The sequence below is a fragment of the Nocardia sp. BMG51109 genome, from assembly GCF_000526215.1.
GTDB lineage: Bacteria > Actinomycetota > Actinomycetes > Mycobacteriales > Mycobacteriaceae > Nocardia.
Genome location: NZ_JAFQ01000004.1, coordinates 6341293 through 6356145 on the forward strand (window position 1 = coordinate 6341293; position 14853 = coordinate 6356145).

Here is a 14853-nt window from a genome sequence, read left to right on the forward strand (position 1 = left end):
GGCTACGCCCCGGAACGAGTTGCGGCAGAGGCGAAGTCGCCCGTCTCCGCGATCTCGACCAGGACGGTGCGCAGCCGGTCCAGATAGGCGCCGACCGAGGCGTGCGCCCGCTCGGTGTCCGGGAACATCACCGCGACGTGGACGCGGTCGGCCTCGCGATTGAACCACAACGGCGAGGGCTGACCGATCCGCGACCGCGAACCGAGGCCGCGGATGCCGTGCAGCCCGGGCAGCGACCGCTCCAGCTCGGCGCCGGAGATCTGCCGCATATCCATGTACGACACCCACGGCCAGTCCCGCACGGGCGGCAGCGGTCGCCCGGTCAGCTCGGCCGCGCGGTCGAGTGCCGCCGGGAGCGGGATGTCGGCGAGGGGTTTGATCGCGTCGAGCGCGCCGCGGGCCCGGCCGACCACCTCGGTGAAGCGCGCGTGCGTGCCGACGTCGAAGGCGACCGGCAGCAGGTTGATGAACCAGCCGTGGGTGAACCGGAACCGCGGATCGGTGCGTGTTCCGATCACATTGAGCCCGAGATATCGTGTGCGCCCGTCGGATTCGAGTTCGGCCAGGGCGACGGCGGCATAGAGCCCGGCGGTGAAGGTGCCACCACCGTCGGCGCAGGCCGCGGCGAATGCCTCGTACTGCGCACCGGTGAGCAGGTCGGTCCGGCGGCCGGTGCTGTCGCCGACGGCGCCGGGAGCCAGGCCCAGATCCCAGGGCAGCGGCCGGACGTGATCGGCGTTCTCGGCGAGAATGGTTGCCAGCCTGTCCAATTCGGGCGGGCCGCTGTCGACGAGTTCGCGCTCGGCGCGGGCGTGGTCGGTGTACCCGGCGACCGGCGGCAACGGCCGGGGCCGGCGGTCGGTGCGGGCGGTGTAGAGCCGATGGAGTTCGGCGATGGCCGCCACCAGCGACATGCCGTCGGAAAAGGCGTGGTCGATGCTGAAATACACGGTGAACCCGTCGGGTCCGTGGTCGATCGCGCCGCACGCGAACGCCGGCCACACCTCCGGATCCGGTGCCTGGAACCGGGCGGCGAGCCGGTCGCGCAGTTGTTCCCCGGAGGGGAAGGCGCCGGCCGGAACGGTCCGCAGCGCCACCGCGCCGGCGTCGAGAACGTGCCGTGTCATGGTGGTCTCGTGGACGTCGAAACGGCAGCGCAGGCTGTCGTGGCGGCGCAGGAAATCGGTGAACGCCTGTCGCAGCGCCTCGCGGTCCAGGGCAGCGGCGATGCTGAAGCACATCGAGAGCTCGGTGCGCACCGTGGCGGCGACCTCGTCCGGTGCGCACTCGCGGCGGCGGTCGCGCCAGTAGCGGATGTGGAAGTCCTGAATGAACGACGGCGGGACGGGGGAGGCGGGTGCGGCCGCCGCCGCCTCCACCGTGCCGGGTTCGGGAACGAATTCGAGCAGCTCGCCGGGCTTGGGCAGCCATTCGGCGAAGTGGATCATTTCCATGCCGGTGCTCCTTGTCCGATGCCGAGGTCCAGGGGCGCCCGGCGCAGGGGCGCGTCGCCGTGTTCGGCGAATTCGCCGAGCAGTTCGCGCAGCCGCAGCACGTGCCGGTGCACGTCGCGGGTGGCGCGGGTGCCGGCGGGATAGCGCGTGTTGAGCGTGAGCCCGGCCGGGGTGCGCAGGAACCAGAAGAAGAACTCGTCGCCGGCATAGGCGCGGCTGCGCAGCCAGCGGGTCTCCGATTCGATCCAGCGGTCGGCGTGCAGGACGCCGCGAATATCCATGTAGGACACCATGAACGAGATGCGCGGCCGGGTGCCGAGCAGTTCGCAGACCCTGGCGAAGGGCACCGACGCCGCGGCGCGCACGCGGCGCAGCTCCGCTCCGGACGGCGTGATGAGCTCGGCGAGACTGTTCGTGTCGCAGGCGATCCGGTACGGCGCCAGGCCGACGTACCAGCCGAGGCTGCCGGCCCAGCGCGGCTCGTCGCGGGTGTGCACCGGCACCACGGTGCGGAATTCGGGCGCGGCCGCCGGTTCGGTGGCGACCGCCGCGAACGCGGCCAGCAGCGCGGCGGTCGTTCCCTGGCCGTGCTCGCGAGCGGCTGCGGCGGCGCGCTCGGTCGCCCGCGCGTCGAGCAGCTCGACGGCCAGGGCGCGTTGCGGCACCGGTCGCGCGGCGGCGAGCCGCGGCGGGGCGGTGGAAGCCGGGTCGGCGCTCACGGCCGACAGCGTGGCGGCCGGCGTCGTGGGCCCGGCCGCGGCGGCGAGGAAGTCGCGCCAGATCGTCACCGCGGTGTGCGCCGGTCCCGCTGCCTCGGCGCGAGCCCGTTCGGCGTGGCAGAAGTCGAGGTAGCTGGCCGCCTCCGGCAGATCGGCGGGCCGGCCGGCGCGGGCCGCGTCGTAGAGCAGGCGCAGCTCGCCGCCGATCCAGGTGGTCGAATACCCGTCCATCATCGAATGGTCCGCGGCGATGATCGCGGTGAACGAGTCCCGTTCCTCGATCGTCACGCACAGGTGCGCGGGCCAGTCCAGCGGCGACGTCCGCTGGTCGAGCAGCTGTTGCACGAGGCGGTAGGACGACATCGCCGAGGCGGGACGTCCCGCGTCGATCGGGCGCACCCGCACCGCCCCCGCGCCGAGCGTGTAGCGGGCCGCGCGGCCACCCTCGACCGCGACATGGCTGCGCAGCACCTCGTGCCGGTCGACCCAGCTTTCCAGCGCGCTGCGCCAGGCACGCGCGTCCAGCGGGCCGTCGACGCGCAGCACATGACCCAGCCAGCAGTGCCGGCGGTCGCGAACACGGTTGTGCTCCAAGGCATCCCGGAGGTGGGACTCGTGATTGTGGGATATCGCGCGGTGGTCGCGCGGCCAGTCCGCCCAGTGCCGTTCGGCGGTGGGCAGCCACTCGGTCACCCGGCCGGTGGGCAATGGATAGTCGGCGAGTTCGATGAATTCCATGGGTATCCCTCATCCGATGTAGCGAGAAAACTCCGGGCGGGAACGGTTTTCCCGGTCCGGCGCGGGAATTCCGGGCGCGGTCGGCGGGCGCGCCCGATTGTCGGGAATCCGGATGTGACCTCGTTGTTCACCGGAATGGGATGACTCTAAGACATTCGCCCGAGGGGTGCGTCGGTGAACTCGATCACCGTAAAGGAAACGTCCGGAGCATGGATGTGGTTACGAGTCAGTTAATTCCGGACGGTACTATGCCGACCAGTCGTTATGACATGTCATGCATCTGGTTCACAGAGTGTTCGAATTGCCGGTGCGTATTCGTACAACGAGAATTCACTTGCGCTTCTCGCGACTTTTACGGTCCGCGCGGGTCCGTGCGCTGCTGCCCGTGCGCGGCGGCAGGATCGGTTCGGTGGACACGCGGGAGCGGTGCGGCGGCGGGACCGGAAGGGCCGACCGGTCGAACGTCCTCGGTCACGCATGGATCCGGTCCGGCGCGCCGGCCGGTATCGTTCGCCACATGGCAGCAGAGCAGAGGGAGATCTGGCACAACCCGCGGTGCTCGAAGAGCCGCGCCGCGAAGGCCGCCCTGGACGAGGCGGGCATCGCCTACACCGAGCGCCGCTACCTCGACGATCCGCCCGGCGCCGACGAACTCCGGGACGTGCTGGGCGGGCTCGGCCTGGAACCGTGGGACATCACCCGGACCGGCGAGAACGAGGCGAAGGAGCTCGGCATGGCGGAATGGTCGCGCACACCGGCCGATCGCGACCGCTGGATCGAGGCATTGGCGCGGCATCCCAAGCTGATCCAGCGCCCGATCGTCCTGACCGGACCGGGGCGCGCGGTGCTGGCCCGCGACGAACAATCGCTGAAATCCATACTCTGAGCGTGCGTTTCGTCGTGCGGGGGACGGGCATATCGGGGGGCCGCGAACCCGTCGTGACGGTGATCGGCCCGCGGGGACTCTAAGCGGTCCGCTCCCGGGCGAGCACCCGATAACCGGTGTGCCACAACCATTCCACCGGTCCCCGGTCGAAGCGCCGCAACCACAGCGGCGCGAACACCGCCAGGATCGCGGTGACGAGCAGGTAGATCCCCACCGTGAACGGCACCCGCGCGTCGGACGAGACCCGCGCGGCCAAGCCCAGACCCCAGCCGTAACACAGCGCCGACGCCACCAGGTTCTGCAGGATGTAGCAGCTCAGCGCCATCCGTCCGATATCGGCGAAGCGGCGGCCGACGACACCGGCGCGGCCCCGGCCGGCATAGAACTCGGCGGCCAGGGCCAGGATTCCGAGCGCCACCAGCGGGGCGGTGCCGTACCGGGTGAGCAGCACCAGGTTGCCGTTCGACAGGCCGAGCAGCAGATCGAGCGGCGCGGCGATTCCGAGGCCGAGCACCAGCAGCCGTCGCCGGAGCCGCCGCCCGGCCGGTTCGAAGACCCCCGCCCGGAACAGCCGGGCGCCGAGCAGGAACAGCGCGATCGACATCGGGAACACGAACACCGGCTCCAGCCGGAAGAGCGCCATGTGCTCCAGCCGGAACAGCACCAGATCCCAGAACGACCCGCCGGCATACGGATTGGGGTTCAGCGGCCGCGGTCCGCCCGAATCCGATTGCGCGGCAAGGGTCATCGCCAGCCCGATCAGTGTCAGCATCGCCACGTGCACCGCCGCGGCGCCGAGGAGCCAGCGCCGCCGCGCCCGCTCGCTGGTCGCGAGCAGGTAGGCCACCACCGCACCGGTCACCGCATAGCCCATCAGCACGTCGAATTCGGCGACGAGCAGGAAGTTCAGCAGACCGTCGAGGAACAGCAGCGCGGCCCGCCACGGGTAGCGCCCCGGCCAGGGCCGCCCGCTCCGCACCGCCGAACGCTGCTGAATGGCCAGCCCGATCCCGAACATGAGGGTGAGCAGGCCCAGGAACTTCCCCTGCGCGAGCTGCTGCAGCACCCGCTCGGTCCAGCCCCAGGCGTCGGTCGGGCCGCCGCTGTTCCGGAGGTAGCCGAGCAGCCCTCCCGGGTCGGTGATGATCCAGACATTGGTGCCGAGCGTGCCGAGAATGGCGACGCCGCGCAGCACGTCCAGGGCCGGCAACCGTGCCGGACGCGAATCCTCCTGTATTACAGCCGGATTCGCGATATGTGCCGACATTCGGGCGATGGATTCGGACATGGTCGGTAATCTAATACAATCGTATGGACGACCGTATCGGTCGAGCGGGGGACCCGGTGTCGTCCGGAAGTACGACCGCGCAACCGCGCCGTGACCGAAACCTCATGTCGGGTCCTGTGATTGAAACGAGAGGCCGGGTCGGTGCCCGGTGTTGCGGCAGCAACCGGCCTTGTTGGCGGTGGTAGCATCGGCGTCGCAGATGACCTTGTCGACCGCGAGAGGTTTTTCAATCATGGCCAAGTTCTCAGACGACCGGCCTCACCTGTTGAGGTATATGTACTCGCCGTCATCGTCGATTACCGAATTCTTGGCCGAGCACAAGCCCGAGGCGCTGGCGTGGACGCGAGCTGCGAACAACTCGGTACCTGACGGTATCACCCACGGCACCACGATCGTCGCGCTGAAATTCGCCGGCGGCGCGGTCATCGCCGGCGACCGGCAGGCCACCAGCGGAACGTCGGTCGGATATCGATACGCGAGGAAGGTGTATCCCGTCGACGCGACCTCGTGCATCGGTGTGGCCGGCACGTCTGCGCTCGCCTTCGATATGGTGCGGCTGTTTCAGCTCGAGGTCGAACATTACGAAAAGATCGAAGGCAGCTCGCTGTCCCTGGTGGGTCGGGCCAACAAGCTGGCGGGTATGGTCCGGCAGAACCTTCCCATGGCAATGCAGGGTTTGGCGGTTGTCCCCGTGTATGTCGGGTACGACGACGAATCCGATTCCGCGCGAATCTTCAGCTACGACCCGGCCGGGGCCATGACCGAGGAATACGAGGGATATCACTCGATCGGCTCCGGGTCGCTGTTCGCGATGGGCAGCCTGAAGAAGCTCTACGCGGAGGATCTCGGCGAGGACGGCGCGATCGCCGTCGCCCTCGAGGCACTCTACGACGCCGCCGAATCCGACACCGCCACCATGTTGCCCGACCTGGGCCGCGGGATCTTCCCCACGCTGCACGTCGTGACCTCCGACGGTGAACGCGGCCTGACCGACGATGAGATCGCCACCGTGGTCCAGGGCATCCTCGACCGTCGTCGCCGGCAGCCGGACGGGCCGCGCGCCTCCATCACCACGTGACCGGTAGCGCGTCCAAGCCGTAGATGTTGGCGTCGTCCTTGAACGACAGTTCGCCGATCGGGACGGCGAGCCGCAATCCGGGCATACGCCGGAACAACGTGTCGAACACAATGCGAAGCTCCAGGCGGGCCAGGTGCTGGCCGATGCATTGGTGCGGGCCGTATCCGAACGCGATGTGGTGGCGGACGGGCCGTTCGATGTCGAGCTTGTCGGGATCGCTGAACGCGTCCGGGTCGCGGTTGGCCATGCAGTCCAGCGGAACCACGCCCTCACCGGCCCGGATGAGCACGCCGCCGATCTCCACGTCCGCCGTCGCCACCCGGGCGGTGGCGAATTCGGCGACGCTCAGGTAGCGCAGCAGCTCGTCGACCGCGGCCGGCGTCTTGGCCGGGTCCTGTCGAATCTTGGCCAGCTGGTCGGGGTGCGTGAGCAGCGCCACGATACCGGTCGCGATCGTATTGGCCGTCGTCTCGTAGCCGCCGACGAGGATCAGAAATGCCAAGGCGGCCAACGCTTCCCGGTCGACCGCCCCCGCTTCCTCTCGCTGCCGCGTGATCTGCCTGCCGAGCAGGTCGTCGCTGCCGGTACGTTCCTTGCCGGCCACCAGATCGTCGAAGTAGGTACGCAATTCGGTGAAGGCGGTGAACCGTTCCGGCACCGGCGTAGTGCGGCGAACCAGCCGGGCCGTGTGGTCCTGGAAGAACGCGTGATCGGTGTAGGGCACACCGAGCAGTTCGCAGGTGACCAGCGAAGGCACGGGCAGCGCAAGGGTTTCGACCAGGTCCACCGGTTGTGGCAGGCCGAATATGAAATCGAGTTGATCGTCGACGATCTGCTGGATGCGCGATCGCAGCAGGTTGACCCGCCGGACAGTGAACTCCCCGGTCAGCGCGCGGCGGGCGCGCAGATGCTCCGGCTGGTCCATTCCGATCAGTGACGGTGTGAACTCGTGGGCGGCCTGCGCAAGCTCCACCGACAGCGCGGGATAGCCGGGATTGCGGCGGTCGGAGCTGAATCGGGGATCGCTGAGCATCTGGCGAATGTCGGCGTGCCGGGTCAGCGCCCAGGCCGGCGCTCGGGTAGGCAGGACCACCCGGGCCACGGGCTCCTGCTCGCGCAGCGCTCGGTACTCCGGCGGTGGATCGAACGGGTGGGCGCGCGGCCGGGGTACCGACGTGGCGGGCTCGGTGACATCGCTCATGATCGGTTCTCCTCCGCGGGGCGAAGCACGGTGGCGGCCAGCCGCCCGAAATGGGGACCGTCCTGCTCGGCCAGTTGATCGCGCAGGTATGCGACCCGATGGAAGGCGCTGGTGCAGTACACGTCGGCCAGATCGTCGGCGCTCGGATGCCCGTCGGCGACCAGCGTGGCGGCCTTGGCGAGCACCAAGGCCACGGTGAGCAACTCGTTGGCCAGCTCGCTCACCAGAATCAGTGGGCGCTCGTGTGCCGCGAGGGTGGCCGGGTCCGGATGCCGCCGCGCCACCGACAGGCAGATCCGCGACAGCTCCCGGACCGCCCGGGCGGCGGCGCGCAGGTGTTGTTCGTTGCGGTCGGACAGGTCGGTGCCGGTGAGGCCGTCGAACTCCACTCGATTCGCCTCGATCTCGGCGAGATTGTCCGGATCGGGATGGTAGTAGGTGAAGATCGCCTTCTCGGCCGTCCAGTAGTCGAGCTGGAATTCGACGCCGCCGGAGATGCGGAAGTTGCGTACGTCGCGCAGTGCGCGCTCCAGCGGGAACCGGCGGGCGGAGCCCCGCTCGGCCTTGCTCGATGCTGTCTCGTAGCCCTCGCCGGCGAGGATCGACATGGTCCGATCCACGACCCGCCCGGCGATGACCGAGCCGATGTTCTTGGCGGCGTTCTGCTCGAACACCGGATTGCCGCCGTCGGCGAAGGTGGGGGAGAGCAGGCTCCACTCGGCGACCGCCTCGATAGCGAAGACGTCGGCCGCCGACTCCGCGATCCGCCGCTGGATCTCCTCGTACTCCGACAGCGGGCGGCTATCGATCTTGCGTTCGGAGACGAATCGGCACGACCAGTCGACGCACTGGCGGGCGATCGCCAGTGACGGCGCCACGATCATGAACAGCCGACCGGCGACGATCATGGTGGACGCTTCGAGAGTGAGGCGGATATCGTCGCGCGGCGGTGTCCGGACCATCCGCGTTACCGGAACCGCGACGTCGTCGAACCGCACACCGCCGTTGGGAAAGCCCTTGACTCCCATGAACTCGTGTCGCGCGGTGTGGGTCACGCCGGCGCTGTCGGTGTCCACGACGAAGAGCCGCCGATGCTCGCCGTCGTCTTCGCGCACGGTGGCGGACACAATCAGCAGCTCGGCGATAGGGGCGTTGCCGACATGGATCTTCTCGCCATTGATCCGGTATTCGTCACCCACCTGCGTCGCGGTCGTGAACCGTGCCAGGTTGGCCGCGCCTTCCGGTTCGGTGTCGGCTATGCCGGATATCGTTCCTTGTCGCAGCCGCGCGGCGATGAGGTCACGTAGGTCGCCTTCGGGTAGGTACGGCAGCATCGGGCCGACTCCCACCGAATTCTCGATGCCCAGCGTGAGCGCCGCCGGTATCGACACCTGCGCGGCCTGTTCGATCAGCCGGAACATCGTGAACTGAGAGACCGCCAGGCCGCCGAGTTCGGTCGGCACCCGGGCCTTGAGGAAGCCGTGCTCCTGTAGCGCATCGAGCAGGCCGTCGGGCAGCCGGCCGGTCCGGTCGACCGCATCGGAGTCGACCCGCCCGGTGAGCAGTTCCCTCAGCGAGCGGGCAAGGTCGTCGCCGATCTTGCGGTCCGCCTCGTCCTGGCGTGGGAACGGGCGGAGCAGGTCCCAGCGGAAGCGACCGAGGTACAGCTGCTCCAGAAAGCTGACCGTCTCCGGGATGCTCATCGGGTTGCGCGGCTGGCTCATGCATGTGCTCCTGTCGATATCGGGTGCCGGCGTGCCAATGCTGTGCGCAGTTCCTCGGCGACCTGCCTGACGTGCGGTTCCTCCAGCACAGTCCAGTGCCGGCCGCCGACCGGGCGGACTATCACGTCCCCGGCATACAGCGACGCCAGCTCCCGGCGCAGCCAGCGCGCCCGCACCGGATCGAGCCGGGTCTTGAGCACGAGCACCGCGCAGTCGACCGGTCGCGGCCGGTACCGCCACATCGCGCGGATGTTGTCGCTGAAGACCCGGCGCACGTCGGGTGCGTCGCGAACCAGCGCTCCCGCCGCCCCGACCCGCAGGGCGGCGGTCGCCTGATACCACAGCCCGATGCCGTGGAAACCCCGCAGGCTGCGGATCGGCTGCCCGTGGGTGTCGGGCACATACCCGTCGATGCACACCAGCATCTCCACCCGCTCGCCGAGTTCCCGCAGACGGCGGGCGATCTCGTGCGCGACGACGGCCCCGAAGGACCAGCCGCCGAGCAGGTAGGGCCCGTGCGGCCGAACGCGGCGAATGGCCTCGAGGTGGTGGGCAGCGATGTCCTCCACGGTGGTCTCGCCGCGAGCCGTGAGTTCTGGTTCGATGCCGTATACCGGGCGGTCGTCGAGCAGCCCGGCCAGGGCCCGGTAACTGAGCGTGGTCCCGGCTGCCGGGGCGGCGAGAAACAGCGGGGTTCGGGGGCCGCCGTCGCGGAGTACTACCAGATGCGGGTCGCTGCCGGTGGTTTCGGCCGAATCTCCGGCGGACTGCCGGGCCAGGTCGAGCAACCGGCCGAACGTGGGCGCCCGGGTGAAGGTGGCCGTGGGCACGTTGATTCCGGTGCGGGCGCGGATCCGGCCCATGAAGTGCACGGCCATCAGCGATTCCCCACCGAGGGCGAAGAAATCGTCGTCGTCGGTGACCGCGGGCACACCGAGCACGTCGCACCACAGCGCGGTGAGCCGATCACGCAGCGGGTCGTGCGGTGCGGCGGGCGCGGTCGTGGTGACCGGATTCGGCTCCGGTGCGGCGGGCGCCTGCGCCCGGGCCGGTGGTGGTGCGAGCCGGACTGTGCCCGGCAGCCGGTCGTCGGACAGCAGCGCGGGCAGCGCCGCACTCTCGTCCGTGGCCAGTCGTGCCACGCGGACGTGGTGCCACCCGGGGTCGAGCTCGTCGACCGGATCGAGTTCGCGCCGCCACCTCTCGGCGCGCCAGCCGCCGGCCGGATCGTCCTGAGTCACTACGTATCCGCGGCCGGACACGGCGGGCGACCGGAGCAGTTGCGTCCACGTTCGGGCCGCGTCGGGGCCGAGTGGTAGGTAGAGCACGTTGTCGAAGTCGCGTCCCCGGAGCTGTTCGACCGCCCGCTCGACGGGCGGGAGGTGGTCGGTCGCGGGGATCGACCCGATCAATACCGCATGGTCGGCGTCCTCGCCGGACGCGTGCACCGAGACGCCGGTGAACCCGGTCTCGGTCAGTGCGGCTGTCCAGGCAGGACGGGCCAGCATGATCGCGTCCGTCCGATCCGGGCCGAAGTCCCACCATCCCGGGGTGAGCCCCCACAGCACATGAGCCCACCGCGACACCGCGGTCATCTCGATGAAGCACAGCGAACCCCCGGGGCGTAACAGCCCGGCGAGGTGGCCCAGAACTGTGCGGACATCCGGCGCGACATGAACGGCGTTGTAGGCCAGGACGATATCGAAGGTGCCTCCGGGCAACCCCTGCTCCGTCGGGTCCCGAGTCAGGTCGTATCGGGCGAACCGCATCCGATCGGCGAGGCCGAGCTCGTCGGCGCGCTGGGCCGCACGCCGCAGCAGCAGCGGGCTGATATCGGTGAAGTAGTACTCCAGGGCGGTGTCGGTGTCCCAGCCGTCCAGCAGTGGCCAGGTCAATTCGGCGTTGCCCGCGCCTATTTCGAGGATACGCAGCGTCCCCGTGGCGCCGTGTGCCGCCGCGTGGATGGCCCGGCGCACCGTGTCCATGCACACCACGACGTCGCCGGACGGATTGATCCGGTTGTCGGTCAGGCTGTCCCGAAACAAGGTCGGGTCGCCCTCCGGGTAGAGCACCGAGACGCGCTCCATCGTTCCGGAGAAGACCGCTGGGTAGGAGGCCGCGCAGTGGTCGAGAAGGCGCCGTAGCCCGGACAGTTCATCGAGATCGTTTCCCGCGCGCAGGGCGCGATCGACCTGCTCGGCCATGTCCGCGCACATCCGCACACCATTCGATCCCCAAGCCAGCCAACCCTGCTCGGTGAGGACTCGGAGCATGAAGTCGATGAACTTCGGCAGCATGTCCTGCGGATCCAGCCGAGAGCGCAGGACAGCTGCGTCGATCACGCTGCCCGGTTCGACCTTGCCGAACCGCAACACGAAGCGGCCGACCAGGCCCGCGGAGAACAGGTCGAGGTGGTTGCGCAGGTCGGCACGCGCAGACAGCCGGTCGGCCGCGATCTCGGCGCGTGCGGCCCCCGCCATGGCCGTGGGCAGGTGCTCGGCCAGCGGCAGCATCGATGCCGGTGCGTCGGTGTCGGCGTACGCCGACACCGGGACACCGGCCGCGGCAACGGTTTCGGCGATCCGCACCCCGTCGGCGCGGCCGGCGCTGACGATCGCGACCCGACCGGTGCCGGGCCGTGCGGCGCGCTCGGTCGCCACAGGCAGTGCCGTCCACTGCCACCACCGCCCGTCCCGCCGGGCCAGCAGCGCGGTCCGGCCCGCGGGCGCGGGGACGCGATCGGGCGGGGCCTCGGTGCCGAGATCGAGAACGGTGACATCGCCGGGTTTGTCTCGGCGGCACCGTATCCAGGACTCGATCGATGTCGCGACCGCGGCGGCGGTATCGGCGGGGGATATGGCCGTCAGACCGCGTCCGGCCACCATGAGCCGAATCCCGAGGGCGGCGAGCGCGTCGGCCGAGGCGTCGAGCTGGTCCACCGTTGCGTCGGTGGCGTCGGTCGGCAGCATGACCAGAACCGCGGTGGTCGTCTCATCGAGATATTCGCCGATCGCCGAAATCGCCGGGACACAGCGAATTGCGGCGTTCGGGGCGGCCAATGCCGTGACGAGGCCGTCCGATTCGCCGGTGACGACGATCCCGGAGTGCCGCTCGACGGCACCGGTCCGGACCTGGGCCCAGGCGTCGGTGGTCACGCCGGTGGCGGCCACCGACCGGTCCGGGCCGGGCACGGTCGTTCGACGCGGCGGGACCAGGGGCGCGAAGGGCACCGGCGGCAGGGCGCACCGCTGTGGCCGATCGTCGCCGGTGGTCTGCTCCAGCGGGATGTCCAGCCCGCGTTCCCACAGAACGCCCAGCGCGTGCAGCAGGGTCTGCTCGGTCGCGTCGGCCGGCTTGCCGAGCAGCGGCATTGCCAGCCTGTCGGCGCTCCAGTCCGGATGCCGACGCAGCGTCCCGATCATGGAGCTGCCCGGCCCCAGTTCGACGAACGTGTCGCACCGGTCGGCCAGCAGAACACCGACGCCGTCGTCCAGCCGCATCGGGCGCAGCAGGTGCTCAGCCCAGTAGCCGGGGTCACGGAGCCGGTCGGGTCGGGCCCACGTACCGGTCAGGCCGGACACCAGGGGCAGCGTGGGCGTCTCGGTGGGAACGGCGGCGACGGCGGTACGGACCTGGTCGGCGGCCGTCGCCATCAGCGGCGAGTGAAATGCTTGCTCGGTATCCACCGTCCGCACCTGCAGGTCGTCCAGCGCGCCGGAGGTCAGCACGGCATCGATGGCGTCGCGGGCGCCGGACAGCACGGTTGTCCCAGGTCCGCGGACGGCCACCACCACGTCCGCCCGCGATCCGAGCCGCGCCTCGAGATCCGCGGCGGGCGCGGCAACCGCCAGCATCCGGCCGGCCGGGGTGGCCCGCATAGCGGCGGCTCGGCGGTGAATCACGGTGATCGCGTCCGGCAGCGACCACAGCCCGGCCAGGGTTGCGGCGATATATTCACCGATGCTGTTGCCCAGCATGGCCGCCGGTGTGACAGCCCACTCGCGAAACTGACAGCCCAGGCCATACCCGAGAGCGAACAACCCGAGCTGCTGGTTCACGGTGTCGCGGAACCAGCCGGGATCGGCGCCCTCGGTCACCAGCGGTGACAGATCGACAGCGTGATCGCGCCGGGCCGTGGCGGCGGTCTCGTCGAAGTAGTGGCGGAAACTCGGCAGTCTGCGGTAGGCGGCCACGGCAGCCCCGGCCGCAAGCGTGCTCTGGCCCGGGAAGAGGAATGCCACCCGCGGTGTTTCGACGATCTGCGTGGGCACGCGGTCGGCGCGCAACCGGTCGGTGAGACGCGCACGGTCGTGGGCGACGACGGCGATCCGGTGAGTGAGTCGGCGGCGTCCCGCGAGCGTCGCCGACACGTCGTCCAGCCGCGGGCAAGGCGCGGATTCCAGCCTGTCGGCGACCGCGTCGCGCAAACCGGCCAGCGCCTCGGATGTCTTGGTGGACAGCACGAACAGTCGCGGTCGCGACTGTTCGGCGGCGCGATCCCGGTCCGGCGGAGCCGCCAAGACGGCGTGCACGTTGGTACCGCCGATGCCGAACGAGCTGATCCCGGCCAGGCGCGCGGCCCGCTCGGGCCACGGCTGGTGCTCGGCAGCGATCCGGAATGGTGTGTCGTCCAGGGCCAGAAGCGGATTCGGCTGTCGGAAGTGCACGGTCGGGGCGATCTCACCGTGCTCCAGCTGTAGTGCGGCCTTGATCAGCCCGGCGATGCCGGCCGCCGCGCCTGCGTGCCCGATATTGCTCTTCACCGATCCGAGCAGGCAGTAGCGCCGGGCCGGAGTGGACTCGCGGAACGCCTCGGTCAGCGCCTGCACCTCCACGGGATCCCCGATCCTGGTGGCGGTGCCGTGCGCCTCCACGTATCCCAGGTCGGCGGGGTCGATCTCGGCCTGTGCCAGGGCCAGCCGAATCACATCGCGTTGGCCGGTCACCGACGGCGCCGTGTAACCGATCTTGTCCGAGCCGTCGTTGTTGATCGCCGAGCCGCGCACCACGGCCACGATCCGGTCGCCGTCGGTCAGCGCGTCGGACAGCCGCTTGAGCACGACGATGCCGGCGCCTTCGCTGGCGACGGTGCCGTCGGCCTCGGCGTCGAACGGTCGACATCGCCCGTCCCGGGACAGGATGCCGCCCTCCTGATGGAAGTAGCCGCGCTGCTGCGGGAGCGAGACCGCGACACCACCTGCCAGTGCGACGTCGCATTCGTAGCCGAGCAGGCTCTGACAGGCACTGTGCACTGCGGTGAGTGCCGTCGAACATGCGGACTGGACCGTCACCGCAGGCCCCCGCAGCCCGAGCTTGTAGGCGATCCGAGTGGCCAGGTAGTCCTTGTCGCGGCCGAGTACCTGCGCCATCACGTCCGTGTCGCCGTCGAGGTCGAGCAGTACTGGGTCGCTGCCGGCGAAGACGCCGATCCAGCCGGGAAACCGGCGGGGATCGACGCCCGCGTCGTCGACCGCCTCCGACGCGCATTCCAGCAGTACCCGCTGCTGCGGATCGATGAGTGCGGCCTCGGCCGGGCTGTAGCCGAAGAACTGCCAGTCGAACTGGTCGCCGCCGGGCAGGACACCCCGGGCGGGCACGTAATCCGGGTGTCGGGCGGCCGCCGGGTCGGCGAGTTCGTCGGGCCGGAACCGGTGTACGGTGTCCGCTCCGGCGCGCAGGTTGGCCCAGAATCGGCCGACGTTCGGTGCACCCGGGAATCGTGCAGCCATCCCTACGATTGCGATGGAGCCTTCGGTCGACATGAA

At 69.9% G+C, this 14853-nt stretch carries 8 protein-coding genes; 2 read left to right on the forward strand and 6 right to left on the reverse strand.

Annotated features, from left to right (window positions below; all coding sequences use genetic code 11):
• Positions 1-2: 2 nt before the first annotated feature.
• Both D892_RS44070 and D892_RS0130140 read right to left on the reverse strand, forming a co-directional pair.
• Positions 3-1454 (reverse strand): condensation domain-containing protein, encoded by a 1452-nt coding sequence (locus D892_RS44070; protein WP_084161289.1) that lies wholly within the window; start codon positions 1452-1454, stop codon positions 3-5.
• Positions 1445-2911 carry a condensation domain-containing protein gene (locus tag D892_RS0130140; protein WP_024804809.1) on the reverse strand — a complete coding sequence of 489 codons (1467 nt, stop codon included), beginning with the start codon at positions 2909-2911 and terminating at the stop codon, positions 1445-1447. The genes D892_RS44070 and D892_RS0130140 overlap by 10 nt, the downstream gene beginning before the upstream one ends.
• 517 nt (positions 2912-3428) lie before the next feature.
• Between D892_RS0130140 and D892_RS0130145 the strand changes: the two genes are divergently transcribed.
• Complete coding sequence (locus D892_RS0130145; RefSeq protein WP_024804810.1) at positions 3429-3797, forward strand: arsenate reductase family protein; 369 nt, start codon at positions 3429-3431, stop codon at positions 3795-3797.
• Between the two features lie 79 nt (positions 3798-3876).
• Here D892_RS0130145 and D892_RS0130150 read toward each other — a convergent pair whose 3' ends face one another.
• Positions 3877-5085 carry a DUF418 domain-containing protein gene (locus D892_RS0130150; protein ID WP_024804811.1) on the reverse strand — a complete coding sequence of 403 codons (1209 nt, stop codon included), beginning with the start codon at positions 5083-5085 and terminating at the stop codon, positions 3877-3879.
• A gap of 232 nt (positions 5086-5317) precedes the next feature.
• Here D892_RS0130150 and prcB point away from each other — a divergent pair, with 232 nt between their 5' ends.
• Positions 5318-6163, forward strand: a complete 846-nt coding sequence (gene prcB, locus D892_RS0130155) for a proteasome subunit beta (RefSeq protein WP_084161290.1) — start codon at positions 5318-5320, stop codon at positions 6161-6163.
• On the opposite strand, the gene D892_RS0130160 is transcribed toward prcB, so the two are convergent.
• Genes D892_RS0130160 through D892_RS44075 form a run of 3 tightly spaced genes read right to left on the reverse strand, consistent with a single transcriptional unit; the run spans position 6153 to position 14850 of the window.
• Positions 6153-7364: a cytochrome P450 gene (locus tag D892_RS0130160; protein WP_024804813.1), complete on the reverse strand. Its 1212-nt coding sequence runs from the start codon at positions 7362-7364 to the stop codon at positions 6153-6155. The genes prcB and D892_RS0130160 overlap by 11 nt on opposite strands.
• Positions 7361-9088 carry an acyl-CoA dehydrogenase family protein gene (locus tag D892_RS0130165; protein WP_024804814.1) on the reverse strand — a complete coding sequence of 576 codons (1728 nt, stop codon included), beginning with the start codon at positions 9086-9088 and terminating at the stop codon, positions 7361-7363. Before D892_RS0130165 ends, D892_RS0130160 begins: the two co-directional genes overlap by 4 nt.
• Positions 9085-14850, reverse strand: a complete 5766-nt coding sequence (locus tag D892_RS44075) for a type I polyketide synthase (RefSeq protein WP_024804815.1) — start codon at positions 14848-14850, stop codon at positions 9085-9087. The genes D892_RS0130165 and D892_RS44075 overlap by 4 nt, the downstream gene beginning before the upstream one ends.
• Positions 14851-14853 lie beyond the last annotated feature (3 nt).

What these genes read in the sequence shown, in the direction of transcription:
- D892_RS0130160 (WP_024804813.1), bottom strand. Translation starts at nt 7,364, where the DNA reads ATGAGCGATGTCACCGAGCCCGCCACGTCGGTACCCCGGCCGCGCGCC.
- D892_RS0130140 (WP_024804809.1), bottom strand. Translation starts at nt 2,911, where the DNA reads ATGGAATTCATCGAACTCGCCGACTATCCATTGCCCACCGGCCGGGTG.
- prcB (WP_084161290.1), top strand. Translation starts at nt 5,318, where the DNA reads ATGGCCAAGTTCTCAGACGACCGGCCTCACCTGTTGAGGTATATGTAC.
- D892_RS44070 (WP_084161289.1), bottom strand. Translation starts at nt 1,454, where the DNA reads ATGGAAATGATCCACTTCGCCGAATGGCTGCCCAAGCCCGGCGAGCTG.
- D892_RS0130145 (WP_024804810.1), top strand. Translation starts at nt 3,429, where the DNA reads ATGGCAGCAGAGCAGAGGGAGATCTGGCACAACCCGCGGTGCTCGAAG.
- D892_RS0130150 (WP_024804811.1), bottom strand. Translation starts at nt 5,085, where the DNA reads ATGTCCGAATCCATCGCCCGAATGTCGGCACATATCGCGAATCCGGCT.
- D892_RS0130165 (WP_024804814.1), bottom strand. Translation starts at nt 9,088, where the DNA reads ATGAGCCAGCCGCGCAACCCGATGAGCATCCCGGAGACGGTCAGCTTT.
- D892_RS44075 (WP_024804815.1), bottom strand. Translation starts at nt 14,850, where the DNA reads ATGTCGACCGAAGGCTCCATCGCAATCGTAGGGATGGCTGCACGATTC.